Here is a 23,551-nt window from a genome sequence, read left to right as displayed (position 1 = left end):
CAACGGCCCGGCGTTCGTGGCCACCGCGCTGCGCGACCGGATCGCCGCGGCCGGCGCCGGAACGGCCTCTGTCGAGCCTGGATCCCCCGGGGAGGGAGGAGGATCAGGAAACGGTCCGGGGGACTGTGTGCCCGACGACGGGCCGCTGCGAGAGCTTCACCGCCAAGCTGCGCGACGAGCGGCTCACCGGCGACATCCTCTGCAGCCTCGCCGAGGCGAAGATCGTCCTCGCGGCGGGGCGCCGCCCTTGCACCACAAAGCGCCCGCATTCCTCCCCGGGCGAGCGGCCCCCCGCTCCCGAGGTCCCGCAGGGACCGCCTTCGCCACCCGGAGCCGCTTGCCCGGCCACCCCGAGCATGGCGCCAGGACCCGTCATGCACCAAGTGTCACATGGGATGTTACAACTAATCAAGGGAAATAGAAAACCAGGCCACAACATTCTATTAACGCCAAACCTGAAAATTTTCTGTGGGTATTACAGGCCACAACGCACGATATTTACAAATATTCCGTGAGATATGTGACCAGATATCTCCAGACAAAGATGGGAGCTCACTTGGTCCACAAGCGTCAGCGCAGCCCGGTTGCTTCCAGCAGACCCTTGCGCTTGGCCTCGTAGTAGTAGCCGCGGGAATACCATTTCACGGCGGCATCATGGTTACCGTCGGCGACCATATAGGCGCCGCGCAGGTATTTGACTCCATATTTCAGATTGTTTTCCGCATCCAGCAGCCCCGCGGGCGAGCCCCGATAGCCCATCCCGCGTGCAGTCGCCGGAAGCATCTGCATCAACCCGTAATAGGGACCATTGCGGGCACCGGGGCGATGACGGCTTTCGCGGATCACGATGCGGTGGACCAGTTCCTCGGGAACACCATAAGCAGCCGAGTATTTCTGAATCAGCGCTCGCAGTTCGCGCGTCTCGTTCGGATGTAAGGCGGCTTGGCTGATGCGAGGCTGGACAAGATACATTCTCTCGGGATTGCCCCCGCCGCAAGCCGCAAGCGCCGTGACCAGCGCCAAGGCGCCGATGCGGGTGATCGTAGGGGTCATCACTGTCCTGACGAGTTCTGTTATGGTTGCGCCGGACGATAGCGACCCCCATCCATCGCACCAGCCTCAAAGCGGAACCCCGCCCCTCTAGCAAGCTTCCATCGGCAAGAATTCGCCGAGAAGTTGCAAGCTCCTCGGCTTCTTTCTGGCCCAGATATCCTCGCCGGAGGCCAGGCCGGGCACCGCCCGGCCTTTCCCTTCCGATCAGACGTGAATCGCCCCGTCGCCGCAGGCGAGTGCCGCTTCGCGCACCGCCTCACTGACGGTCGGATGCGCGTGGCAGGTCAGCGCCACATCCTGCGCAGCCGCGCCGAACTCCATTGCCACGCAGATCTCGTGAATCATTTCGCCCGCGCCGGGGCCGATGATGTGGCAGCCGAGGATGCGGTCGGTTTCCGCGTCCGCGATCAGCTTCACGAAGCCTTCCGCCTGCAGCATCGCCTTGGCCCGCGCGTTGCCCATCAGGGGGAACTTGCCGACCTTGATCTTGCGGCCTGTTGCCTTTGCACCTTCCTCGGTCAGACCGATCGAGGCGACCTCGGGCGCGGTATAGATGACGCCGGGGATCACGTCGTAGTTCACATGGCCATGCCTGCCGGCGATGATTTCGGCCACGGCCATGCCCTCGTCCTCGGCCTTGTGGGCGAGCATTGGGCCGGGCACCGCGTCGCCGATGGCGTAGACGCCCGGAACACTGGTGGCGAAGTGGTTGTCGATGGCGATCTCACCGCGGTCGGTCAGTTGCACACCCAACGCGTCGAGGCCGAGGCCGTCGTGATAGGGGCGGCGGCCGGTGGCGACCAGCACCACTTCGGCGTCAAGCGTCTGGGCCTCGCCGCCCTTCTTGGGCGTATAGGTGACGGTTGCACGGCCCTCGGCTGTCTCGACCCCCGAGACAGCGGCGCCAAGGATGAACTTTAGGCCCTGCTTGGACAGGATGCGCTGGAACTGCTTCTGCACCTCGCCGTCCATGCCGGGGGTGATGGCGTCAAGATATTCCACCACCGTGATCTGCGTGCCGAGCCGGCTGAAGACCGAGCCGAGTTCCAGCCCGATCACACCCGCCCCGATCACCACCATGGTTTCGGGGATCTTCTTCAGCGCCAGCGCGCCGGTGGAATCGACGACGATGCCGGCGTCATTGTCCACCTCGACCCCCTTCAGCGCGGTCGAGACGGAACCCGAGGCGATGACGATGTTCTTCGCCTCATGCTCGGCGTCTCCGACCTTGACCTTGCCGGGGGAGGGTATCGAGGCCCAGCCCTTTAGCCAGTCGATCTTGTTCTTCTTGAACAGGAACTCGATGCCCTTAGTGTTGGTGCCGACCGTCTCGGTCTTGTAGCCCTGCATCCGGTCCCAGTCGATGTCGGCTGTCGCGTTCATCAGGCCGAGCTTCTCGAAGTTCTCGTGCATCTCATGGGCCATGTGGCTGGCGTGCAGCAAAGCCTTGGACGGGATGCAGCCGACGTTCAGGCAGGTGCCGCCCAGCGTCTCGCGCCCTTCGACGCAGGCGACCTTCAGCCCCAGTTGGGCGGCGCGGATGGCGCAGACATAGCCTCCGGGGCCGGCGCCGATGACGATCAGATCATACATCACTTTGTCCTTTGTTCATGGCCGCCGGACCGGGGGCTTCGCACCCCCATCGTCGCATAGGACGATCCCGCGGGATATTTGAGACCGCCCGAATTCAGAACAGCGCGGTCAGGATCATCAGCATCGTGGCGAGGAAACCCACCCCGAAGATCAGCGAGCGCCAGGGCGACCAGCCGAGCGCATAGGCCGGGACATAGAGGATGCGGGCGAGCAGGTAGGCCCAGGCGCAGGCAGCGGTGAAGCCGGTGTTCGACTGGGTGAACTGGACCAGCACCACCGCGATGGTGAAGAAGGCCAGCGCCTCGAAGTGGTTGTTCACCGCACGGCGCAAGCGGCTGGTGCGCGCAGAGAACTGCGGCTCGCGGTCACGCGGCGCCACGTTCCACTGCTGCAGCCCGTCCTGGCCCATCGACCATCCGGCCAGCCCGATCTGGACCGCCTGTAGGATGGCGGCGAGGCCGAGGACCAGAAGCTCGGGCGAGGGTGGGATCATGCCGTCTGCACCACGTGATACTCGGCATCCTGCACGCCGGCGCGGCCGTTGAAAACCTGGCCCGCGCCCTGCAGATAGTCGAGCGCGCGCTTGCCGTCCGCGACCTGATATAGCACCCAGACCCGGCCCGTGCCCTCGCGCCAGATCTGCAGCACCGACAGCGAGGCGTTGCCGCGGTCCTCGGCGTCGGCGTCGAACTCGGCCCGGAACTGGGCGTAGTCGGCGATGTCGTAGCGGGCGATGATCTGGTTGGTCATGGCATGGTCCTTTCTTCGGATCGGGGCATTCCCGGCGAGAACGCCCCGGACCGGATCAGAGGTCCATCAGCAGGCGGCGGGGGTCCTCCAGCGCCTCTTTCACGCGCACGAGGAACGTCACCGCGCCCTTGCCGTCCACGATCCGGTGGTCGTAGCTCAGCGCCAGATACATCATCGGGCGGATCACGATCTGGCCGCCGACCACGACCGGGCGGTCCTGGATCTTGTGCATCCCGAGGATCCCCGACTGCGGCGGGTTCAGGATCGGCGAGGACATCAGCGAGCCGTAGACCCCGCCGTTCGAGATGGTGAAGGTGCCGCCCTGCATGTCGGCCATGGTCAGCTTGCCGTCGCGGGCGCGGGCGCCGAGTTCACCGATCTCCTTCTCGATCCCGGCGAAGGACTTCTGGTCGGCGTCGCGCACGACCGGGACCACGAGGCCGTTCGGGGTGCCCACCGCCACGCCCATGTGGACGAAGTTCTTGTAGACGACGTCGCCGCCGTCGATCTCGGCATTGACCTCGGGGACTTCCTTCAGGGCGTGGGAACAGGCCTTCACGAAGAAGGACATGAAGCCGAGCTTGACCTTGTGCTTCTTCTCGAACTGGTCCTTGTACTCGCTGCGGATGTCCATGATCGCCGACATGTCCACCTCGTTGTAGGTGGTCAGCATCGCGGCGGTGTTCTGCGCGTCCTTCAGCCGGCGGGCAATCGTCGCGCGCAGGCGGGTCATCTTCACCCGCTCCTCACGCCGCGAATCCTCGGCCGAGGAGGGCGCGCGGGGGGCAGGGGCAGGCTGCGGCGCCTCGGACCGCTGCGGCGCGGGGGCGGAACCCGCGCGGGCCACGTCTTCCTTCATCACCCGGCCGTCGCGGCCCGAACCCGTGACCTGATCGCGGCTGACGCCGGCTTCGGCCATCGCCTTTTTCGCGGACGGCGCGTCCTCGACATCGCTGCGCAGGACCACCTGCTCGGGACCGTCGCCGGGCGAGCCGACCTTGTCGGCCGCCTCGATCCGCTTGTTCGGATCGCTGACGGGGACATCGCCCGGCCCGGCGATACCAGACGCCCCGGCCGACGCGCCCTCGGTGATGATGGCCAGCCGCGCCTTGGCGTCCACGGTCGCGCCTTCCTCGGCCAGGATCTCGGCCAGCACGCCCGAGGCGGGGGCGGGAACCTCGACCGACACCTTGTCGGTTTCCAGCTCGCAGAGCATCTCGTCCTGCTGCACGGCGTCGCCCGGCTTCTTGAACCAGGTGGCGACCGTCGCCTCGGTCACGCTTTCGCCCAGCGTCGGCACCATCACGTCAACGGATTTCCCGGCCATCTTCGGCTCACCCCTGTCTGCGGTCTGTTGGGCGGGCTGGACCGCCGCGGTTGCATTGTCGCGCGGGGCGGATGCCGCCCCGGCCTCGTCGATTTGCGCCAAGAGCGCGTTCGGCCCCACCGTCTCCCCCTCGGCCGCGACAATCTCGGCCAGAACCCCGGCGGCGGGCGAGGGGACTTCGACCGTCACCTTGTCGGTTTCCAGCTCGCACAGCATCTCGTCCACCGCGACGGCATCGCCGGGCTTCTTGAACCATGTGGCGATGGTCGCCTCGCTGACGCTTTCGCCCAGCGCAGGCACTCGGACTTCGGTGGTCATCTCAGGCTCCGATCGTGATGGCGTCGTGGACCAGCGTGTCCTGTTCGACCTTGTGGCGGCTGGCGAGGCCCGTCGCGACCGAGGCCTGCGCGACCCGGCCGACATAGCGGGCGCGGGGATGGCTGGCGCCGACGCGGTGCAGGACCCATTCAAGGTTCGGTTCCACGAAGCTCCAGGCGCCCTGGTTCTTGGGTTCCTCCTGGCACCAGACGATCTCGGCCTGCTTGAACCGCTCAAGCTCCTTGGACATCGACTGCGCGGGGAAGGGATAGAACTGTTCCAGCCGCAGCAGGTAGACGTCATCCGCCCCCGCCTCGTTCCGGGTGGCCAGCAGGTCGTAATAGACCTTGCCCGAGCAGATCACGACGCGGCGGATCCGGTCGTCCGGGGCAAGCTGGAAGTCCACCTTGCCGCGTTCCGCGTCGTCATGCAGCACCCGGTGGAAGGTCGAGCCGGTCTGGAACTCCTCGGCCGTGGAAACCGCCAGCGGATGGCGCAGCAGCGATTTGGGCGTCATCAGCATCAGCGGCTTGCGGAAGCTGCGGTGCAGCTGCCGCCGCAGGATGTGGAAGTAGTTGGCCGGAGTCGTCAGGTTCGCAACGATCCAGTTGTCCTCGGCCGACATCTGCAGCCAGCGTTCCAGCCGGGCCGAGGAGTGTTCCGGCCCCTGACCCTCGAAGCCATGCGGCATCAGGACGACAAGGCCCGACATCCGCAGCCACTTCTTTTCGCCCGACGAGATGAACTGGTCGAACATGATCTGCGCGCCGTTGGCAAAGTCGCCGAACTGGGCTTCCCACATGACCAGCGCGTTCGGCTCGGACAGCGAATAGCCATATTCGAAGCCCAGAACCGCGTATTCCGACAGCATCGAGTCGATAACCTCGTATCGCGCCTGCCCCTCGCGGATGTGGTTCAGCGGGTAATGGCGGTCCTCGGCCGTCTGGTCGACAAAGGCAGAGTGACGCTGACTGAAGGTGCCGCGCGCTGAATCCTGCCCCGACAGGCGCACCGGATGCCCTTCGGCCAGCAGGCTGCCGAAGGCCAGCGCCTCGCCGGTGGCCCAGTCGAAGCCGCGCCCGGTCTCGAACATCTGCTTCTTGGCTTCCAGCAACCGGCCCACGGTCCTGTGCAGGTCAAAGCCGTCGGGTACCCGCGTCAGCGCCGCGCCCACCGCCGTCATCGTCTCGGCCGGGATGCCGGTCTCGCCGGGGTGATAGTCTTCGCCCTCGGGCTTGAGGCCGGACCACTTGCCGTCGAGCCAGTCGGCCTTGTTGGGCTTGAAGACCTTGCCGGCCTCGAACTCCTCGTTCAGATGGGCCTGGAAGGCGGCCTTCATGTCCTCGATCTCGCCTTCCGGGATCAGGCCGTCCTTGACCAGCCGCTCGGTGTAAAGCTGCAGCGTCGTCTTGTGCGACTTGATCTGCTTGTACATCGCCGGGTTGGTGAACATCGGCTCGTCGCCTTCGTTGTGACCGAAGCGGCGATAGCAGAAGATGTCGAGGACGACGTCCTTGCGGAACTTCTGCCGGAACTCTGTCGCAACGCGGGCGGCATGGACGACGGCCTCGGGGTCGTCACCGTTGACGTGGAAGATCGGCGCCTCGACCATCAGGGCGATGTCGGTCGGATAGGGGCTCGTCCGGCTGAAATGCGGCGCGGTGGTGAAGCCGATCTGGTTGTTGACGATGATGTGGATCGTCCCGCCTGTCCGGTGCCCGCGGATGCCCGACAACTGCAGGCATTCCGCGACGACGCCCTGGCCCGCGAAGGCCGCATCCCCGTGCAGCAGGATCGGGATGACGCTGGTGCGGTCGATGTGGTCGTTATACTGGTCCTGCTTGGCGCGGACCTTGCCCAGCACGACCGGGTTCACCGCCTCGAGGTGCGAAGGGTTCGCGGTCAGCGACAGGTGCACGCTGTTGCCGCCGAACTCTCGGTCCGACGAGGCGCCGAGATGGTATTTCACGTCGCCCGAGCCGTCCACGTCCTCGGGCTTGTAGCTGCCGCCCTGGAATTCGTGGAAGATCGCGCGATAGGGCTTTTCCATCACGTTGGCCAGCACCGACAGGCGGCCGCGGTGGGGCATGCCGATGGCGATCTCCTTCACGCCCAGCGCTCCGCCGCGCTTGATGATCTGTTCCATCGCCGGAATCAGCGCCTCGGCCCCGTCCAGGCCGAAGCGCTTGGTGCCCATGTATTTGACATGGAGGAACTTCTCGAAGCCCTCGGCTTCGACCAGCTTCTTCAGGATCGCCTTGCGGCCCTCCTGGGTGAAAGCGATCTCTTTCCCATAGCCCTCGATCCGCTCTTTCAGCCAGGCGGCCTGCTCGGGGTCCGAGATGTGCATGAACTGCAGTGCGAAGGTGCCGCAATAGGTCCGCTTCATCAGATCGGAGATCTGGCGGATGGATGCGACCTGCAGCCCCAGCACGTTGTCGATGAAGATCGGCCGGTCGAGGTCGCCCGAGGTGAAGCCGTAGGTCGCCGGGTCAAGCTCTCCCAGCGGCGGCACCTCGCGGATGCCCAGCGGGTCCAGATCGGCGTGCAGGTGGCCACGGATGCGATAGGCGCGGATCAGCATGATCGCGCGGACGCTGTCCAGCACGGCGCGGCGCAACTGCTCGTCCGACAGCGACACGCCCTTTTCTTCGGCCTTGGTGGTGATCTTCCTGATCGCGGCCTTGGCCTCGGCCTCGGTCGCCATCGGCCATTCTCCGGTCAGCGCGGCGGTGTTCTCGTCCGAGGGCATCGGCGGCCAGTCGGGGCGTGCCCAGCTTGCGCCGCTGGCGCCGCGGGTGACGGTGGCCTCGCTGTCGCCGAGGCTGCGGAAATATTCATCCCAGGCCTGATCGACGGCGGCCGGATCCTTCGCCCACTGGCCATAGAGCTGTTCCACGTAAGCCGCGTTCGCCCCCTGCAGGAAGGACGAATCGCGGAAGGCGGAGTTCGGGGATTGATCGTTCATGACGGACACCTGACCGGCTTGGCCTTGTGAAGGGCAGGGCCGTTTCGCCGCGCCCGGGGGAAAGTCTTGCCGCCCCAACCTAAGCCGGGGCGGCGCGTTATCAACTGCCTTAGCGGCCCATCGCCTTCAGCACGGCCTCGCCGAGGCCCGCGGGGCTGTCGGCCACGATGATGCCGGCGGCCTTCATGGCCTCGATCTTCGATTCCGCGTCGCCCTTGCCGCCCGAGACGATGGCGCCCGCATGGCCCATGCGGCGGCCGGGGGGCGCGGTACGGCCCGCGATGAAGCCCGCGGTCGGCTTCCAGCGGCCGCGCTTCTTCTCGTCGGCGAGGAACTGCGCCGCCTCTTCCTCGGCCGAACCACCGATTTCGCCGATCATGATGATCGACTCAGTCTCGTCGTCGGCCAGGAACATTTCCAGCACGTCGATATGCTCCATCCCCTTGATCGGGTCGCCGCCGATGCCGACGGCCGAGGACTGGCCGAGGCCCACGTCCGAGGTCTGCTTGACCGCCTCATAGGTCAGCGTGCCGGACCGCGAAACGACGCCCACGCGGCCGCGCTTGAAGATGGAACCGGGCATGATCCCGATCTTGCATTCGTCGGGCGTCATGACGCCGGGGCAGTTCGGCCCGATCAGGCGGCTGGACGAGCCTTCCAGCGCGCGCTTGACCTTCATCATGTCCAGCACCGGGATGCCTTCGGTGATGCAGACGATCAGCGGCACCTGCGCGTCGATCGCCTCAAGGATCGAGTCCGCCGCGAAGGGCGGGGGGACGTAGATCACGCTGGCATTCGCGCCGGTCTGTTCAACGGCCTTGTGGACCGAGTTGAAGACCGGCAGGTTCAGATGCGTCGTGCCGCCCTTTCCGGGGGTCACGCCGCCGACCATCTGCGTGCCATAGGCGATCGCCTGCTCGGTGTGGAAGGTCCCCTGCGAGCCGGTGATGCCCTGGGTGATGACCTTGGTGTTCTTGTCGACGAGAATGGCCATTCCGTGTCCTTGTCGGTCTTACAGCTGGATACGCGCCAGCATGATTTCATTGAAATGGTGGCCGAGGGAATTGCGCGCGGTAGCGATCCCTTCGTTCGGCCCGACCTGCCAGATTTGTTCCGTGCCACTGTCCTTGAGCAGCCGGGCCTGCGGGAACCACGCGGCCATCGACTTGTGGATTTCCGCGTTCTGCCCGGTCTGGGCACGGGCGCGGACGGCGCACAGCCTGCCGTCCCTCGAAATCCGCACCGCAGGGCGCAAGTCGTTGGCCACGAACTGCCGCAGCCCATCGCGCCAGCCGCCATCGGGAACGAAGCCGGCCGCCCGCAGCCGCGCCGCCCGGTCATTCGCATCGGCGCTACCCTTAATGCAGAACCGCTCGAAGTTCCCGGTCAGGCTGCGGCCAGTCGCTTTCGGCACGGCGAGAAGCGGGGATGTATTGGCAAGCTCTTGCCGCTCGGCGAAGTTCGCGTCGTTGTCCGTGGCGCAGGCGGTCAGGCCCGCCAGCGCGACAACTGCGAACATTGCATTGAGAGCGGCAGGTAACATCAGCCCTTGACCGCCTTCACGATCTTCTCGGCCGCGTCCGAAAGATCATCTGCCGGGATCACGTTCAGCCCGCTCTCGCGGATGATCTGCTTGCCGAGGTCCACGTTCGTGCCTTCCAGCCGCACGACCAGCGGGACCTGCAGCCCCACTTCCTTCACCGCGGCGATGATGCCTTCCGCGATGATGTCGCAGCGCATGATGCCGCCGAAGATGTTGACGAGGATGCCCTTCACGTTCGGGTCCGAGGTGATGATCTTGAAGGCCTCGGTGACCTTCTCCTTGGACGCGCCGCCGCCGACGTCCAGGAAGTTCGCCGGTTCCGCGCCATACAGCTTGATGATGTCCATCGTCGCCATCGCCAGCCCGGCGCCGTTCACCATGCAGCCGATCTCGCCGTCCAGCGCGATGTAGTTCAGGTCGTGCTTCGAGGCTTCGAGTTCCTTGGGGTCTTCCTCAGTCTCGTCGCGCAGCGCCATCACGTCCTTCTGACGATACAGCGCGTTGTTGTCGAAGCTGACCTTGGCGTCCAGAACCTTGATCTGCCCCGCTTCCGTCACGATCAGCGGGTTGATCTCCAGCATCTCCATGTCGCGCTCGACGAAGGCTTTATACAGCAGCTTCACCAGCGCCACGCATTGCTTGACCTGATCGCCTTCCAGCCCAAGGGCGAAGGCCACCTTGCGGCCATGGAAGTCCGACAGGCCCGTGGCCGGATCGACCGAGAAGCTGACGATCTTCTCAGGCGTCGAGGCCGCGACTTCCTCGATGTCCATGCCGCCCTCGGTCGAGGCAACAAAGCTGATGCGCGAGGTTGAGCGGTCCACCAGCAGCGCGAGATACAGTTCCCGCGCGATGTCGGAACCGTCCTCGACATAGATGCGGTTCACCTGCTTGCCGGCAGGGCCGGTCTGGTGGGTGACAAGCGTCGAGCCGAGCATGGCGCGGACGTTTTCCACGACCTCGTCCACCGACTTGGCCAGCCGGACGCCGCCCTTTTCGCCGGCTTGCGTCTGCTTGAACCGGCCCTTGCCGCGCCCGCCCGCGTGGATCTGGGACTTGACGACCCAGAGCGGGCCGGGCAGCTCCCGCGCCTTGGCTTCGGCTTCGTCGGCGGAAAGGACCGCGCGGCCCTCGGACACCGGCGCGCCGTATTGCTTCAGCAGCGCCTTGGCCTGGTATTCGTGGATGTTCATCGGGAACCTCGCAGGGAAACTCGCGTTCATGTGCCAGAACGCGCGTGCAAAGCAAAGCCGCGCGTTCCGCTTTTGGTGAAAGGCCGCAGTTTTTCCAAGTTCCGTGATCACATGCCATCGGCGTGTGATCACACTGTTGATGTGCTATTGTATGCAGCCGCTCGGGCAAGCCCTCCCGCTTCGTCCGCGCTAAAAGAAAGGGCCGCCCCGAAAAGGGCGGCCCTTGCCGTTCCGAGGCAGAGGCGAGGGTTCAGGCCAGCGAGTTGTCGATGCCCTTGCAGGCTTCCACGAGGCCCTTCACCGCCTCGATGGACTTCTGCATCATCGCCTGCTCTTCGGCGTTCATCTCGATCTCGATGACCTTCTCGATGCCACCGGCGCCGATCACCGTCGGAACGCCGACATACATCCCGTCAAGCCCGTAGGCGTTCTGGACATAGGCCGCGCAGGGCAGGACGCGCTTCTGGTCCTTGAGATAGGATTCCGCCATCTCGATGGCCGAGGTCGCGGGCGCGTAGAAGGCCGAGCCGGTCTTCAGCAGGCCGACGATTTCGGCCCCCCCGTCGCGGGTGCGCTGGACGATGGCGTCCAGCTTCTCCTGCGTGGTCCAGCCCATCTTCACGAGGTCGGGCAGGGGGATGCCGCCGACGGTGGAATAGCGGACCAGCGGCACCATCGTGTCGCCATGACCGCCCAGAACGAAGGCCGTCACGTCGCGCATGGACACGCCGAATTCGAGGCTCAGGAAGTGGCGGAAGCGGGCCGAATCCAGCACGCCCGCCATGCCCACGACCTTTTCATGCGGCAGGCCGGAAAACTCGCGCAGCGCCCAGACCATCGCGTCCAGCGGGTTGGTGATGCAGATGACGAAGGCGTCGGGCGCATGGGCCTTGATGCCCTCGCCCACGGACTTCATGACCTTGAGGTTGATGCCCAGCAGGTCGTCGCGGCTCATCCCCGGCTTGCGCGGCACGCCCGCGGTCACGATGCAGACGTCGGCGCCCGCGATGTCGGCATAGTCGCTGGTACCCTTGAAGCTGCCGTCGAAGCCTTCGGAGGGGCCGGATTGCGCGATGTCCAGCGCCTTGCCCTGGGGCGTGCCCTCGGCGATGTCGAACAGGACGACGTCGCCCAGTTCCTTGATGGCGGCGAGATGCGCCAGCGTGCCGCCGATCTGTCCGGCGCCGATGAGGGCGATCTTGGGACGGGCCATGGAGTCCTCCGTTTGGCTGATGGGTCGGGGCCGCGATAGACCCTTTGCCCGCCCTCGCGCAAGGCGTAGAGCGGCGCGGACGGCTGCCCGCAGGCCCGGAATGCGGTGAAACGACAGGGGTGGGACGTGGATCTGACGGTCGGGGGCTGGCTGCTTCTGGCGCTTGCTTCGGCGCTGGTGGGGCTGGCAAAGGGCGGGCTGGCGATGGTGGGGATGCTGGCGGTGCCGATCCTGTCGCTGGCGATGTCGCCGGTGCAGGCGGCGGGGCTGCTGCTGCCGGTCTATGTGGTGTCGGACGCCTTCGGGCTGATCGCCTATCGCCGCCACTGGGACCGCCGCGTGGTCACCCGCCTGCTGCCCGGCGCGGTGGCGGGGGTCGCGCTGGGCTGGGCCACGGCGAGCCTTGTGGACGACGCCTGGGTCGGCGGCATCGTGGGGGTGATCGGCGCCTGGTTCGCGGTGATGACCCTGCTGCGCCCTGCGCCCGAGGATGCAGCCCCGCGCGAGCCCGACTGGCTGCGCGGCACCGGCTGGGGGGCGGTCACGGGCTACACCAGCTTCGTCAGCCACTCGGGCGGGCCGCCCTATCAGATCTATGTCCAGCCGCTGCGGCTTGGCCCGCAGACCTATGCCGGCACTGTCACGGTCTTCTTTGCGGTGGTGAATCTGGTGAAGCTGGTCCCCTATGCGGCGCTGGGGCAACTGGGGGCGGCAAATCTGGGAAAGGCCGCGACCATGATCCCGGTCGCGGCCGCAAGCGTCTTCGTAGGTGTCTGGCTGGTGCGGCGGATTCCGCAGCGGGCCTTCTACCTGTTCATCACCTGGGCGCTGCTGGCGGTGTCGCTGAAGCTGATCGCCGACGCGGTGATGTAGCGGCTCACTCGTCGTCCTCGTCATCCTCGGACGAGGTTCCGGCGGCGGTGGGGTTGGCCCGCTCTTCGGCGATCTCGGACAGCAGGTCGTCGGCGGCTTCCTCCTGTTCAAGGATGTCGGACATGATCTCGGCGACCTGCTCCAGCCCCAGAAGCTCGGCATAGGCGCGCAGGCTTCCGTAGCGGGCGATCTCGTAATGCTCGACCGCCTGGCAGGAAAAGATGATCGCCGCGTCGCCCGCCGCCGTGCCGCCGAAATCCTTCAGCAGCGAATCGCCTTCCTTGAGGATGCCGTCCATCGCGTCGCATTTCTCGGACCGTGGCTTTTCGCCCATCGCCTCGAAGGCTTCCTCCAGCATGGTGATCTGCTGAGCCGTCTCTTCCAGGTGCTTTTCCAGTCCGCTCTTGAGTTCCTCGTCCTGCGCCGCCGCGATCATCTTGGGCAGGGCCTTCTGGATGCGCGCCTCGGCGTAATACATGTCCTCAAGCCCGTGCTTGAGCAGGTCGGTCAGTCCCATCTGTTCGGTCGCCATGTTCGTGTCCTCTCGGGTTGATGCGTGGGTGGTCCAGACAGGGGAAAGCCGCGAGGGCGCGATGGGTTTCCCGCCCCTGACAAAATCTAAATTCGCCGCAGTGCAGCATATGGTCTTGCCGCCGGGGGCGTCACGGGGCACTCATTCCCCCGTCATCCAGCAAGTGAGAGAGCCTGCCGTCATGTCGCGCCCCTATCGTTCGGTCCTTTACATCCCCGCCGCCAACCAGCGCGCCATGGAAAAGGCCCGCACGCTGGCCGCCGACGCGATCATCTTCGACCTCGAGGACGCGGTGGCGCCCGCCGAGAAGCCCGGCGCCCGCGATCTGCTGCGTCATGCGCTGGCGCAGGATTACGGCGGGCGGGCGCGGATCGTGCGGATCAACGGCTTCGACACCGAATGGGGCCGCGACGATGCGGCCGCCTTCGCGACCGGCGCCGACGCGGTGCTGGTCCCCAAGGTCAGCCGCCCCGAGGATCTGGACGCGGTCGCCGCGCTGACCGGCGAGACGCCCCTGTGGGCGATGATGGAAACCGCGCTGGGGATGCTGAACGCCGCCGCCATCGCCGCCCATCCGCGGCTTGAGGGCATGGTGATGGGCACCAACGACCTTGCCAAGGAACTGGGCAGCCGCAACCGCCCCGACCGGCTGCCGATGCAGACGGGCCTGGGCCTGTGCCTGCTGGCCGCGCGGGCGCATGGTCTCGTGATCGTGGACGGGGTCTTCAACGCCTTCAAGGACGACGAGGGCCTGCGTGCCGAATGCCAGCAAGGCCGCGACATGGGCTTCGACGGCAAGACCCTGATCCATCCGGCGCAGCTCGACATCGCCAACGCGGCCTTTGCACCCACCGAGGCCGAGGTGGACCTGTCCCGCCGCCAGATCGAGGCCTATGAGGCCGCGATTGCCGAGGGCAAGGCCGTGGCCGTCGTCGATGGCCGCATCGTCGAGAACCTGCATGTGGAAACCGCCCGCAGGACCCTGACGAAAGCGCAGGCGATTGCCGCGCTGGCGGGCTGATGGCAGGGTGGCGCGAACTCGCATGAAGGATGTCCCCGCATGATCCTGCTGATCCTTGGCGTCGCGCTCTGGTGGGGCGCGCATCTTTATAAACGTATGGCGGCGCATCCCTTGCCGGACAGCCGGCGCAAGGGTGTGGTCGCGGGGGCGCTGGTCGTTTCGGTGCTGCTGATGACCATCGGCTACCAGCAGGCCGATGCGACGATCTGGTGGGCGGCAGGCCCGGCGCTGAAGGGAATCAACAACCTTCTGGTGCTGGTGGCCTTCTTCCTCTTCGCCTCGGCGGGGATCAAGAACCGCATTGGCACGCAGATGCGGCATCCGCAACTGACCGGCTTTTCGCTCTGGGCCTTTGCGCATCTTCTGACGAACGGCGACCTGCCGTCCTTCGTGCTGTTCGGCGGCCTGCTGCTGTGGGCGCTGGTCGAGATGGCCGTAATCAACCGGGCCGAGCCGAACTGGGTCCGTCCCCCGCACCGGACCGTGATGCGGAAAGAGGTCATGGCGGCCGTCGGCGCACTGGTCGTCTATCTGGTCGTCGGCCTGATCCATGGCCTCGTCGGCCCCAACCCCTTCGGAGCCTGAGGATGCCAACGATCTACCGCCTGCTGACCGAGGACGACACTTCGGCCTTCTGCCACAAGGTCAGCCTTGCGCTGTCAAAGGGCTGGATGCTGCACGGCGCGCCCTCGATCGCCTTTGATCCCGTCCGGGGCGTCATGCGCTGCGCGCAGGGTGTCACCAAGGAGATCGCGGCCGCCTATCACCCCGGCATGAAGCTGGGCGAGCAGTGATGACGATGGCGACCAAGACCAATCCGGGCCGATTCTTCGAGGATTACCGCGTCGGCGAGGTGATCCGTCACGCCGTCCCCCGCACCGTCTCGGGCGGCGAGCGGGCGCTGTATCACGCGCTTTATCCCGCCCGCCACGCGCTGCATTCCTCGGACGAGTTCGCCCGCGGTTGCGGCCTGCCCGCCGCGCCGATGGACGACCTGATCGCCTTCCATTCCGTCTTCGGCAAGACCGTCCCCGACATCTCGCTGAACGCGGTGGCAAATCTCGGCTATGCCGAGGGGCGCTGGCTGGAACCAGTCTGGCCCGGCGACACGATCCGGGCGGAATCCGAGGTGATCGGGCTCAAGCAGAACTCGAACGGCACCTCGGGCAATGTCTATGTCCGCACCCGCGGCCTGAACCAGCGCGACGTGCCGGTGCTGGAATATGTCCGCTGGGTCATGGTCCGCAAGCGCGAGGCCGCGAGCCCCGCGCCCGACGAGATCGTGCCGCGCCTTGACCGCGTGGTGCTGCCGCAGGCGCTGGTAATCCCGGACGGGCTGGATTTCAGCGACTACGACTTCACCCTTGCCGGAGAGCCGCACCGCTGGGGCGACTATCAGGTGGGCGAGGTTATTGACCACGTGGACGCCGTGACGGTGGAAGAAGCCGAGCACATGCTCGCCACCCGCCTGTGGCAGAACACCGCCAAGGTGCATTTCGACGCGACCTTCCGCGACGATGGCGCCCGGCTGATCTACGGCGGCCATGTCATCAGCCTTGCCCGCGCGCTGTCCTTCAACGGGCTGGCCAACGCGCAGATGATCGTGGCGCTGAACGCGGGCGCCCACGCCAACCCTTGTTTCGCCGGCGACACCGTGCGGGCATGGTCCGAGGTGCTGGACCGCGCGCCGACCAACGCGCCCGGCATCGGCGCCCTGCGCCTGCGGCTGGTCGCCCACAAGGGCGAGCCGGGGAACCTGACGCTGAAGCGCGAGGACGGGCGCTATGCGTCCCATGTCCTGCTGGATCTCGATTACTGGGTGCTGATGCCGCTGTGAGGTGGCGCAGGCTCGGACGCGCCGCGCTGGTCGCGGGGGTGCTGCTGTTGGCCGCCTCTTATGCCGGGCAGCTGCATCCGGCGGGCGATTCGCTGGCGGTCGGGCGGCCGTTCCTTGCGGCGGTGCTGGTGCTTGGCGGTCTTGTCCTGCGCGGGGGTGCGGGCTGGCTTGCGGCCGCCCTGGGGGCGCTGGCGCTGGCGCCGATCCTCTGGGCGATGAGGCCGCTGGCCCCGCTCGTGCCGCAGATCATCGTCTACCAGAAGAACCTGCTGCATTCGGTCGATGATCCTTCGGGCATTGCCGCCGACATCCTGCAGGCCCGCGCCGACGTCGCGCTGCTGCAAGAGGTCAGCCGGACAAACGCGGGCGTGACAATCGCGCTTGCCGGCGAGATGCCGTATCAGGTGGTCTGCCCGGCACCGACGCCGGGCACCGTCGCGATTCTGTCGCGCTGGCCCTTTGCCGCGAAACCCAATTGCGCCACCGGCGTCGGCATGGCCTCGGTCCGCGTGCTTGCACCCGAAGGCGCGGTCACGGTCGTGTCACTCCACCTCGGCTGGCCATGGCCCTATGGTCAGGCCGCGCAGGTGGAGCGTGTTCTGTCGCAGCTCGCCCGTCTGGCAGAGCCGGTGGTGCTTGGAGGCGACTTCAATGCCGTCCCGTGGTCGTACATCGTTTCGCGCGTTGCCACTGCCACCGGGACGGAACGGGCGGGCCCGGTGCGGCCGACATTTCTGCTTGGCGGGCTGCCCATCGCCATTGACCATGTCCTTGCACCCGCCAACTGGTCGGCAGCAGCCATCATGCGGCCATGGTTCGGCTCGGACCATCGCGGGCAGGTGGTGAATCTGAATGGCAGGTTGTGATCACTAGCTATGATCTTGTGATCACAACCGACGCTAACATCGTCCGTGACACGGCGGGACTTGAACAAACCCGTGACACGGACGAAAGGATGTCTAGAGAGACCAGCAGTTTCAAGCCAGCCCGCGCGCCAGCTTGGCCCGCGCTTTTCGGACAGGAGCGCCCATGGCGGACATCCCCCGCGGCAATCGCCCGCTTTCGCCCCATCTCAGCGTCTATCGGCTGCCGATGGCGGCGGTCACCTCGATCATGACCCGCATCACCGGGCAGGCCCTCATGGCCGGGCTGCTGCTGATCGTCTGGTGGCTGGTCGCGGCCGCCACCGGCCCGCGCGCCTTTGCCACCGCCGACTGGGTGCTGCGCAGCTGGATCGGCTACCTGATCCTGTTCGGCTCGGCCTGGGCGCTGTGGTTCCACTTCCTCGCCGGGGTGCGGCACCTCTTCTATGACGCGGGCCTCTTGATGACGCGCGACGACGCGCAGCGGGCAAGCTGGGTCATCATCATCGGCTCGGTGGTGCTGACGCTGATCACCGCTTTCATGTTCGCATTCTGAGGGGATCGTCCATGCGCTACATCACCCCCCGCAAGGCCGCCCGCGGATTGGGCGCGGCAGGTCCAAGCACGGGCACCGCACAGCACTGGTCGATGACCGTCAGCTCGGTCGCGCTGCTGATCCTGACGCCCGCCTTCATCTTCGTGATCGCCTCGGCCATCGGCCTGCCGCATCACGCGGTCTTCGCCTATTTCAGCCAGCCATATCCGGCGATCGTCACGGCGCTGTTCCTGATCGTGGGGATGCTGCACTACATGGGCGGCACCCGCATCATGATCGACGACTATGCCGCCCATACCGAACGCCGGGTCGCGCTGATCGCCGTCCAGCTTTTCGCCTGGGGCGTGATCGCCGCCGCCGTTTATGCGCTGGCCCGCATGGCGCTGTCCCCGGCGGTCGGTTCCATCACCACCGTCGTCGTCCACTGAGGTTCCCATGTCCGCTTACGAATACCAGACGCATGATTACGACGTGGTGGTGGTGGGGGCCGGAGGCGCGGGCCTTCGCGCGACCCTCGGCATGGCCGAGCAGGGCTTCCGCACCGCCTGCGTGACCAAGGTCTTTCCGACCCGCAGTCACACGGTCGCGGCCCAGGGCGGCATCGCCGCCTCGCTGTCGAACATGGGGCCGGACAACTGGCAGTGGCACCTTTACGACACCGTGAAGGGCTCGGACTGGCTGGGCGATACCGATGCGATGGAATACCTCGCGCGCGAGGCGCCCAAGGCCGTCTATGAGTTGGAACATTACGGCGTCCCCTTCAGCCGCACCGAGGAGGGCAAGATCTACCAGCGCCCCTTCGGCGGACATACGACCGAGTTCGGCGAGGGCCCGCCCGTCCAGCGCACCTGCGCTGCCGCCGACCGCACCGGCCACGCGATCCTGCACACGCTGTATGGCCAGAGCCTCAAGGAAAAGGCCGAGTTCTTCATCGAGTATTTCGCGCTCGACCTCATCATCACGGACGGGGCCTGCACCGGCGTCGTCTGCTGGAAGCTGGACGACGGGACCATCCACGTCTTCAACGCCAAGATGGTGGTGCTGGCGACCGGCGGCTACGGCCGCGCCTATTTCAGCGCGACCAGCGCCCATAGCTGCACCGGCGACGGCGGTGGCATGGTCGCCCGCGCGGGCCTGCCCCTGCAGGACATGGAGTTCGTGCAGTTCCACCCGACCGGCATCTACGGTTCCGGCTGCCTGATCACCGAAGGGGCGCGGGGCGAGGGCGGGTATCTCACCAACTCGGAAGGCGAGCGGTTCATGGAACGCTATGCCCCGACCTACAAGGACCTGGCGTCCCGCGACGTGGTCAGCCGCTGCATGACGATGGAGATCCGCGAGGGCAGGGGCGTTGGTTCCGACAAAGACCACATCTTCCTGCACCTGTCGCACCTGCCGCCGGACACGCTGCATGAACGCCTGCCGGGCATCAGCGAATCGGCCAGGATCTTCGCGGGCGTGGACCTGACGCGCGAACCGATCCCGGTGCTGCCGACCGTGCATTACAACATGGGCGGCGTCCCCACGAACTACTGGGGCGAAGTGCTGGCCCCTGAGCAGGGCGACCCCGACCGCGTCTTCCCCGGCCTGATGGCGGTAGGCGAGGCAGGCTGCGCCTCGGTACACGGGGCGAACCGGCTGGGATCGAACTCGCTGATCGACCTCGTGGTCTTCGGCCGCGCTGCAGCGATCCGGGCGGGCGAGGTGATCGACCGCGACTCGGCCATTCCCTCGGTCAACAAGGCCGAGGTGGACCGCGCGCTCGACCGCTTCGACGCGTTGCGCCATGCGAAAGGCGGAACGTCCACGGCGACCTTGCGCGACCGGATGCAGCGCACCATGCAGTCGGATGCGGCCGTGTTCCGCACGGACAAGACACTGGCCGAGGGCGTGGACAAGATGCGCGAGATCGCGCTGGGCCTTGACGACCTGCATGTTACCGACCGCAGCCTGATCTGGAACAGCGACCTGATGGAAACGCTGGAACTGACCAACCTGATGCCGAACGCCCTGGCGACCATCGTGGCCGCCGAGGCGCGCAAGGAATCGCGCGGGGCGCATGCGCATGAGGACTACCCTGATCGGGATGACGCCAACTGGCGCAAGCATTCGCTTGCGTGGGTCGATGGAAATGACGTCAAACTCGCCTATCGGCCCGTCCACCTCGAACCGCTGACGAAGCACGAGGACGGCGGGATCGATCCAAAGAAGATCGCACCGAAAGCGAGGGTCTACTGATGCGTTTCTCTGTTCTTGCCGCTCTTGCAGCCGCTGCCGCCCTGGCGGGCTGCGCGGTTGTTCCGATGACCTCCATCCCCGGGACGGCGGTGGTGTCGCCTCCTCCGGGCGGCACGGTCGTCGTGACCCCGCCACCCGCCGTGCCGAACAATGCCGCCGCCCGCCAGGTCATCAACGCCGAGATGGCGCGCCGCCTGCCAGGGCGCAACGTCGGGCCGCTGACTGACTGCGTGGTGGCCAATGCCACCATGGCGGAACTGGCGGACATCGCTGCGCAGCAAGGGCAGGCGGGCGCCGCCGGGGCCGTGGCCTCGGTCGTGTCGCGCCCCGCCACCTCGCAGTGCATCTCCCGGGCGGCGGTCGCCTGATGCAGCGGCGCGCGCATTCCGGCATGGCCCTGATGCTTCTGCTGGCCTCGGGGATCGCGGCCTGCAGCGGCCCGGTTCCTGTCGCCCGGGCGGAACGTCTCTGCCTTGAGAATGCGCGCGCCGCCACCGGTCCCCGGACCGAGATCGGCCTGGGCCTTGGCACGGACGGCCACAAGGTCCGGACCATGGGCGGCATCAGCGTCTCGCTGTCGTCCGACTACATCAGGGGCCGCGACCCGGCGGTGGCTTTCCACGATTGCGTCCTGCGGCGCTCGGGGCAGGTGCCGACCCGGCCCTTGCACGAACAGCCGGGTTACGGATGGCCGCAGTGACCCGGACGCGTATCTATCGCCGATCAGGCGCCCCCCGCGGCATCGTGCGCGCGCACATGGCGACTTTTCCCGCGCGCGCGGGCATCTTCCGCCGCGTGGTGGACGCGATCCTGCCGCAGGTGGACCGCATGGTCATCGTCTTCAACGAGATGGACGAGGTTCCTGCCGACATCGCCGCGAATGACCGGATCGAGGCGATCACCACCGACCGCGACACCAAGGACCTGGGCCGCTTCTTCATGCCGCCCGAACCGGACGACATCGTCTTCCTGGTTGATGACGATATCCTTTACCCCTCCGATTATGTCCCGCAGTCGATCGAGCGGGCCACCCTGATCGGCTGGGAGGGCAATGTCTTCGGCTATGGGGGCATGAACCACCGTGGCGGCGATCAGCAGGGGACGGGCTGGCAGGCTACCGGCATGTCGCAGGCCCTGCCGTCGGCACGGGGAGTGCGGATGCTGGGCACCGGCTCGGTCGTGGCGCGGGGGGATGCGGTTCCCTCCTTCAGCGAGATGGCGCCTTACTTCGGCCATGCGGACGTGGGCTTCGCGCTGCTGAACCTGCGCGCCGGCCGCAAGGCCTGGATGCTGCCACGGGCCGAGCGGTGGCTGCGAGACGGCATGACCCCCGAGCTTGAGGCGTCGAGCGTGTCGGGAACGCTGCGGACCCGGCCCACGCTGCCGGTGATCGCCGGTATCGGCGAGATCATCGCGGCGCCGCTGGATCACATCGGCATGGCGCCCCGAACCCGCACAAAGACCGCGCAGGAGGCTACCTAGCCCATGTTCGAGGGCGCAGATGACGGCGGGCAGCGCCACGAAGATGCGGAGAAACCCGCATTCCGGCTGACCTTGCCAGATGAGGCGGGCAGGGCCTATGCGGCGGCCTGTTCCTCGGCCCGCGCGGTGCTGGAATATGGCAGCGGCGGCTCGACCTTTCTGGCGCTGCGCGCGGGTGCCGGCTTCGTCATGTCGGTCGAAAGCGACCACGCGTGGTCGCAGCGGATCACCGATGCGCTGGAAACCGAGTTTCCCGCAGAACGCTTTCTGGTGCATCACGCGGATATCGGCCCGACCCTGTCCTGGGGCCGCCCGGCGAAGAATGCGCCCTTCCGGCGGTTTCACCTTTACCCCACCGCGATCTGGGATCATCCGCGCTTCCGGCATCCCGATGTGGTCCTGATCGACGGCCGCTTCCGTGTCGCCTGCTTCCTGACCACGATGATTCGCTGCACCCGCCCTGTCACCGTGCTGTTCGATGACTATATCGACCGCGAGGCTTACCACTGGATCGAGGAACTGGTCCCCCGCGCCGAGATGATCGGCCGCATGGCCCGTTTCACCATCCACCCGCAATCATTGCCGCCCGAGCAGTTGACGCGCTTCGCGGGTGCCTTCACCGACCCGCGCTGAGCCAGCAAGACCCGAAAGGATAGCCCCATGGTCCAGTTCAACCTTCCCAAGAACAGCCGCATCCGGGTCGGAAAGACCTGGCCCCGGCCCGAGGGCGCGACGAACCTGCGCCGCTTCAACATCTATCGCTGGGACCCGGACACCGGGGAAAACCCGCGGCTGGATACCTACTGGATCGACCTCGACAAATGCGGGCCGATGGTGCTGGACGCGCTGATCAAGATCAAGAACGAGATCGACCCGACCCTGACCTTCCGCCGGTCCTGCCGGGAAGGGATCTGCGGCTCCTGCGCCATGAACATCAGTGGCGGCAACCACCTCGCCTGCATCTACGGCATGGACGAGATCGACGGCGACGTGAACATCTATCCGTTGCCGCACATGCCGGTGGTCAAGGACCTGATCCCCGACCTGACGCATTTCTACGCCCAGCACGCGGCGGTGCATCCGTATCTGATCACCGAGACACCCGCCCCCGGCAAGGAATGGCGCCAGTCGATCGAGGACCGCAAGAAGCTGGACGGGCTTTACGAGTGCATCCTCTGCGCCTCGTGTTCCACGGCCTGCCCGTCCTACTGGTGGAACCAGGACCGCTTCATGGGGCCAGCGGCGCTGCTGACCGCCTATCGCTGGATCATCGACTCTCGCGACGAGGCCACGGGCGAGCGGCTGGATGAGCTGGAAGACCCCTTCAAGGTCTATCGCTGTCACACGATCATGAACTGCACCAATACTTGCCCCAAGGGGTTGAACCCGGCGAAAGCAATCGCCGAGATCAAGCACCTGATGGTTGAACGCGCACTCTGAACCGGCGCGTCGGTGCAGGGCCGCCCCCCCACGGGGCGGCCTTTTCGATTCAATCCTTACGGCTTTGCCATGATGACCTGGCGTCACGGGCATAGCGAATGCTGCGTTGCAGCATTATATCATGCTGCAAGGGGGGACGTCCTCTAGTCCAAGGTAAGATCCAGAATGAACCGCACTGAACATGACCGGCCGCAGGGCCTGATGGCCGATCTTGAAAACACCTCGCGCACTGTGCGCTGCCTGCCCAATAGGCGCGCGCTGGAGGTCCTGAACCAGATGTATGCCTATCACGACATCCAAGGGCCTGCGGGGCAGATCGAGTCGTCCTACGACCACGCGGCCTGATCCGCGGCAGTCGCACTTGAAACGGGGCCGGACAACCGGCCCTTTTTTCATGCCTGATCGTCGGCCGGGATGCCCATTTCGGCGGCAAGGAACCGCTCGAAATCATCAAGGTCCAGCGGATCGACCTGACCGAAGACGCGCATCCAGACAGCGGCCGCCCGCATCCCCTCGGGGTCGAGCTTGCACCAGGTGATCCGTCCGCGCCGTTCCTGCTGGATCAGCCCGGCCGCAGCCAGCGTCGCCAGGTGCTTGGAGATCGCGGCAAGGCTGATCCCGAAGGGCGCGGCCACGTCCGTGACCGCCATGTCATCCTCAAGCAGCATCGACAGGATCGCCCGCCGGGTGGGGTCGGCAAGGGCCGCGAAGATCGCGTCGAGGTCGGAGTCGCGGGTCATTTGCCATGTTC

Annotated in this window: 27 protein-coding genes and 1 pseudogene; 16 read left to right on the top strand and 12 right to left on the bottom strand. The window is 66.3% G+C overall.

What is annotated here, in order from left to right:
• Positions 1-380, top strand: a pseudogene (locus H5395_RS05610) (integrase core domain-containing protein); the annotation flags it as partial.
• A 190-nt stretch (positions 381-570) separates the two neighbouring features.
• On the opposite strand, the gene H5395_RS05605 reads toward H5395_RS05610, so the two are convergent.
• The 10 genes from H5395_RS05605 to mdh all read right to left on the bottom strand — a co-directional run bounded on the left by H5395_RS05605 (position 571) and on the right by mdh (position 11,958).
• On the bottom strand, positions 571-1,053 hold the full coding sequence (locus H5395_RS05605) for a lytic transglycosylase domain-containing protein (RefSeq protein ID WP_182791515.1): 483 nt from the start codon (positions 1,051-1,053) through the stop codon (positions 571-573).
• Positions 1,054-1,257: 204 nt separating this feature from the next.
• Complete coding sequence (lpdA, locus tag H5395_RS05600; protein ID WP_182791514.1) at positions 1,258-2,646, bottom strand: dihydrolipoyl dehydrogenase; 1,389 nt, start codon at positions 2,644-2,646, stop codon at positions 1,258-1,260.
• Positions 2,647-2,740: 94 nt separating this feature from the next.
• Positions 2,741-3,139: an MAPEG family protein gene (locus H5395_RS05595; RefSeq protein ID WP_182791513.1), complete on the bottom strand. Its 399-nt coding sequence runs from the start codon at positions 3,137-3,139 to the stop codon at positions 2,741-2,743.
• Entirely contained in the window at positions 3,136-3,396 is a 261-nt protein-coding gene (locus H5395_RS05590) for a hypothetical protein (protein ID WP_182791512.1), read from the bottom strand. Before H5395_RS05590 ends, H5395_RS05595 begins: the two co-directional genes overlap by 4 nt.
• A 55-nt stretch (positions 3,397-3,451) precedes the next feature.
• Positions 3,452-5,041, bottom strand: a complete 1,590-nt coding sequence (gene odhB, locus H5395_RS05585; protein ID WP_182791511.1) for a 2-oxoglutarate dehydrogenase complex dihydrolipoyllysine-residue succinyltransferase — start codon at positions 5,039-5,041, stop codon at positions 3,452-3,454.
• 1 nt (position 5,042) lies between these two features.
• Positions 5,043-8,009, bottom strand: a complete 2,967-nt coding sequence (locus H5395_RS05580) for a 2-oxoglutarate dehydrogenase E1 component (protein ID WP_182791510.1) — start codon at positions 8,007-8,009, stop codon at positions 5,043-5,045.
• Between the two features lie 109 nt (positions 8,010-8,118).
• The gene (sucD, locus tag H5395_RS05575) at positions 8,119-9,003 is read right to left on the bottom strand and encodes a succinate--CoA ligase subunit alpha (RefSeq protein ID WP_182791509.1); all 885 of its coding nucleotides are present in this window, start codon (positions 9,001-9,003) and stop codon (positions 8,119-8,121) included.
• Between the two features lie 18 nt (positions 9,004-9,021).
• Positions 9,022-9,528 carry a hypothetical protein gene (locus H5395_RS05570; RefSeq protein WP_182791508.1) on the bottom strand — a complete coding sequence of 169 codons (507 nt, stop codon included), beginning with the start codon at positions 9,526-9,528 and terminating at the stop codon, positions 9,022-9,024.
• A gap of 23 nt (positions 9,529-9,551) precedes the next feature.
• A complete protein-coding gene (gene sucC, locus H5395_RS05565) occupies positions 9,552-10,745 on the bottom strand; it encodes an ADP-forming succinate--CoA ligase subunit beta (RefSeq protein ID WP_182791507.1) in 1,194 nt (397 codons plus the stop codon).
• Positions 10,746-10,995: 250 nt separating this feature from the next.
• Positions 10,996-11,958 carry a malate dehydrogenase gene (gene mdh, locus H5395_RS05560; protein ID WP_182791506.1) on the bottom strand — a complete coding sequence of 321 codons (963 nt, stop codon included), beginning with the start codon at positions 11,956-11,958 and terminating at the stop codon, positions 10,996-10,998.
• A 126-nt stretch (positions 11,959-12,084) separates the two neighbouring features.
• On the opposite strand from mdh, the gene H5395_RS05555 reads away from it, so the two are divergent.
• Positions 12,085-12,831 (top strand): sulfite exporter TauE/SafE family protein, encoded by a 747-nt coding sequence (locus tag H5395_RS05555; protein ID WP_370576390.1) that lies wholly within the window; start codon positions 12,085-12,087, stop codon positions 12,829-12,831.
• A 4-nt stretch (positions 12,832-12,835) separates the two neighbouring features.
• Here H5395_RS05555 and H5395_RS05550 read toward each other — a convergent pair whose 3' ends face one another.
• Positions 12,836-13,363: a ferritin-like domain-containing protein gene (locus H5395_RS05550; protein ID WP_200559404.1), complete on the bottom strand. Its 528-nt coding sequence runs from the start codon at positions 13,361-13,363 to the stop codon at positions 12,836-12,838.
• Positions 13,364-13,544: 181 nt separating this feature from the next.
• Here H5395_RS05550 and H5395_RS05545 point away from each other — a divergent pair, with 181 nt between their 5' ends.
• From H5395_RS05545 to H5395_RS05480, 14 genes are all read left to right on the top strand, one after another.
• Complete coding sequence (locus tag H5395_RS05545) at positions 13,545-14,384, top strand: CoA ester lyase (RefSeq protein ID WP_182791505.1); 840 nt, start codon at positions 13,545-13,547, stop codon at positions 14,382-14,384.
• A 39-nt stretch (positions 14,385-14,423) separates the two neighbouring features.
• On the top strand, positions 14,424-14,969 hold the full coding sequence (locus H5395_RS05540; RefSeq protein ID WP_182791504.1) for an NnrU family protein: 546 nt from the start codon (positions 14,424-14,426) through the stop codon (positions 14,967-14,969).
• Between the two features lie 2 nt (positions 14,970-14,971).
• Entirely contained in the window at positions 14,972-15,178 is a 207-nt protein-coding gene (locus tag H5395_RS05535; RefSeq protein ID WP_182791503.1) for a DUF1737 domain-containing protein, read from the top strand.
• Positions 15,179-15,183: 5 nt separating this feature from the next.
• On the top strand, positions 15,184-16,221 hold the full coding sequence (locus H5395_RS05530) for a MaoC family dehydratase (RefSeq protein WP_182791502.1): 1,038 nt from the start codon (positions 15,184-15,186) through the stop codon (positions 16,219-16,221).
• On the top strand, positions 16,218-17,087 hold the full coding sequence (locus H5395_RS05525) for an endonuclease/exonuclease/phosphatase family protein (RefSeq protein ID WP_182791501.1): 870 nt from the start codon (positions 16,218-16,220) through the stop codon (positions 17,085-17,087). Before H5395_RS05530 ends, H5395_RS05525 begins: the two co-directional genes overlap by 4 nt.
• A gap of 163 nt (positions 17,088-17,250) precedes the next feature.
• Positions 17,251-17,640 (top strand): succinate dehydrogenase, cytochrome b556 subunit, encoded by a 390-nt coding sequence (sdhC, locus tag H5395_RS05520; protein ID WP_182791500.1) that lies wholly within the window; start codon positions 17,251-17,253, stop codon positions 17,638-17,640.
• A gap of 11 nt (positions 17,641-17,651) precedes the next feature.
• Positions 17,652-18,068, top strand: a complete 417-nt coding sequence (locus H5395_RS05515; RefSeq protein WP_182791499.1) for a succinate dehydrogenase, hydrophobic membrane anchor protein — start codon at positions 17,652-17,654, stop codon at positions 18,066-18,068.
• Between the two features lie 7 nt (positions 18,069-18,075).
• Positions 18,076-19,878: a succinate dehydrogenase flavoprotein subunit gene (gene sdhA / locus H5395_RS05510; RefSeq protein WP_182791498.1), complete on the top strand. Its 1,803-nt coding sequence runs from the start codon at positions 18,076-18,078 to the stop codon at positions 19,876-19,878.
• Positions 19,879-19,943: 65 nt separating this feature from the next.
• Positions 19,944-20,246 carry a hypothetical protein gene (locus H5395_RS05505; protein WP_234450815.1) on the top strand — a complete coding sequence of 101 codons (303 nt, stop codon included), beginning with the start codon at positions 19,944-19,946 and terminating at the stop codon, positions 20,244-20,246.
• Between the two features lie 23 nt (positions 20,247-20,269).
• On the top strand, positions 20,270-20,578 hold the full coding sequence (locus tag H5395_RS05500) for a hypothetical protein (protein ID WP_182791496.1): 309 nt from the start codon (positions 20,270-20,272) through the stop codon (positions 20,576-20,578).
• On the top strand, positions 20,575-21,360 hold the full coding sequence (locus tag H5395_RS05495; RefSeq protein ID WP_182791495.1) for a hypothetical protein: 786 nt from the start codon (positions 20,575-20,577) through the stop codon (positions 21,358-21,360). Before H5395_RS05500 ends, H5395_RS05495 begins: the two co-directional genes overlap by 4 nt.
• 3 nt (positions 21,361-21,363) lie before the next feature.
• Positions 21,364-21,993 carry a hypothetical protein gene (locus H5395_RS05490; RefSeq protein WP_182791494.1) on the top strand — a complete coding sequence of 210 codons (630 nt, stop codon included), beginning with the start codon at positions 21,364-21,366 and terminating at the stop codon, positions 21,991-21,993.
• Positions 21,994-22,020: 27 nt separating this feature from the next.
• Entirely contained in the window at positions 22,021-22,800 is a 780-nt protein-coding gene (locus H5395_RS05485; RefSeq protein ID WP_182791493.1) for a succinate dehydrogenase iron-sulfur subunit, read from the top strand.
• Positions 22,801-22,965: 165 nt separating this feature from the next.
• Positions 22,966-23,145 (top strand): hypothetical protein, encoded by a 180-nt coding sequence (locus H5395_RS05480; protein WP_182791492.1) that lies wholly within the window; start codon positions 22,966-22,968, stop codon positions 23,143-23,145.
• Positions 23,146-23,192: 47 nt separating this feature from the next.
• Here the strand turns inward: H5395_RS05480 and H5395_RS05475 are convergent, their stop codons facing one another.
• Positions 23,193-23,540, bottom strand: coding sequence for a helix-turn-helix transcriptional regulator (locus H5395_RS05475; RefSeq protein WP_182791491.1), 348 nt, complete (start codon positions 23,538-23,540; stop codon positions 23,193-23,195).
• Between the last annotated feature and the right edge of the window lie 11 nt (positions 23,541-23,551).

Origin of the sequence: Paracoccus sp. MC1854, from assembly GCF_014164635.1 — a bacterium.
Lineage (GTDB): Bacteria > Pseudomonadota > Alphaproteobacteria > Rhodobacterales > Rhodobacteraceae > Paracoccus.
This window is presented reverse-complemented; position numbering and strand designations above follow the sequence as displayed.

Excerpts from the sequence above, each read along its gene's own strand:
- H5395_RS05605 (WP_182791515.1), bottom strand. The coding sequence starts at position 1,053 with ATGACCCCTACGATCACCCGCATCGGCGCCTTGGCGCTGGTCACGGCG.
- lpdA (WP_182791514.1), bottom strand. The coding sequence starts at position 2,646 with ATGTATGATCTGATCGTCATCGGCGCCGGCCCCGGAGGCTATGTCTGC.
- H5395_RS05595 (WP_182791513.1), bottom strand. The coding sequence starts at position 3,139 with ATGATCCCACCCTCGCCCGAGCTTCTGGTCCTCGGCCTCGCCGCCATC.
- H5395_RS05590 (WP_182791512.1), bottom strand. The coding sequence starts at position 3,396 with ATGACCAACCAGATCATCGCCCGCTACGACATCGCCGACTACGCCCAG.
- odhB (WP_182791511.1), bottom strand. The coding sequence starts at position 5,041 with ATGACCACCGAAGTCCGAGTGCCTGCGCTGGGCGAAAGCGTCAGCGAG.
- H5395_RS05580 (WP_182791510.1), bottom strand. The coding sequence starts at position 8,009 with ATGAACGATCAATCCCCGAACTCCGCCTTCCGCGATTCGTCCTTCCTG.
- sucD (WP_182791509.1), bottom strand. The coding sequence starts at position 9,003 with ATGGCCATTCTCGTCGACAAGAACACCAAGGTCATCACCCAGGGCATC.
- H5395_RS05570 (WP_182791508.1), bottom strand. The coding sequence starts at position 9,528 with ATGTTCGCAGTTGTCGCGCTGGCGGGCCTGACCGCCTGCGCCACGGAC.
- sucC (WP_182791507.1), bottom strand. The coding sequence starts at position 10,745 with ATGAACATCCACGAATACCAGGCCAAGGCGCTGCTGAAGCAATACGGC.
- mdh (WP_182791506.1), bottom strand. The coding sequence starts at position 11,958 with ATGGCCCGTCCCAAGATCGCCCTCATCGGCGCCGGACAGATCGGCGGC.
- H5395_RS05550 (WP_200559404.1), bottom strand. The coding sequence starts at position 13,363 with ATGGCGACCGAACAGATGGGACTGACCGACCTGCTCAAGCACGGGCTT.
- H5395_RS05545 (WP_182791505.1), top strand. The coding sequence starts at position 13,545 with ATGTCGCGCCCCTATCGTTCGGTCCTTTACATCCCCGCCGCCAACCAG.
- H5395_RS05540 (WP_182791504.1), top strand. The coding sequence starts at position 14,424 with ATGATCCTGCTGATCCTTGGCGTCGCGCTCTGGTGGGGCGCGCATCTT.
- H5395_RS05535 (WP_182791503.1), top strand. The coding sequence starts at position 14,972 with ATGCCAACGATCTACCGCCTGCTGACCGAGGACGACACTTCGGCCTTC.
- H5395_RS05530 (WP_182791502.1), top strand. The coding sequence starts at position 15,184 with ATGGCGACCAAGACCAATCCGGGCCGATTCTTCGAGGATTACCGCGTC.
- sdhC (WP_182791500.1), top strand. The coding sequence starts at position 17,251 with ATGGCGGACATCCCCCGCGGCAATCGCCCGCTTTCGCCCCATCTCAGC.
- H5395_RS05515 (WP_182791499.1), top strand. The coding sequence starts at position 17,652 with ATGCGCTACATCACCCCCCGCAAGGCCGCCCGCGGATTGGGCGCGGCA.
- sdhA (WP_182791498.1), top strand. The coding sequence starts at position 18,076 with ATGTCCGCTTACGAATACCAGACGCATGATTACGACGTGGTGGTGGTG.
- H5395_RS05505 (WP_234450815.1), top strand. The coding sequence starts at position 19,944 with ATGACCTCCATCCCCGGGACGGCGGTGGTGTCGCCTCCTCCGGGCGGC.
- H5395_RS05500 (WP_182791496.1), top strand. The coding sequence starts at position 20,270 with ATGGCCCTGATGCTTCTGCTGGCCTCGGGGATCGCGGCCTGCAGCGGC.
- H5395_RS05490 (WP_182791494.1), top strand. The coding sequence starts at position 21,364 with ATGTTCGAGGGCGCAGATGACGGCGGGCAGCGCCACGAAGATGCGGAG.
- H5395_RS05485 (WP_182791493.1), top strand. The coding sequence starts at position 22,021 with ATGGTCCAGTTCAACCTTCCCAAGAACAGCCGCATCCGGGTCGGAAAG.
- H5395_RS05480 (WP_182791492.1), top strand. The coding sequence starts at position 22,966 with ATGAACCGCACTGAACATGACCGGCCGCAGGGCCTGATGGCCGATCTT.
- H5395_RS05475 (WP_182791491.1), bottom strand. The coding sequence starts at position 23,540 with ATGACCCGCGACTCCGACCTCGACGCGATCTTCGCGGCCCTTGCCGAC.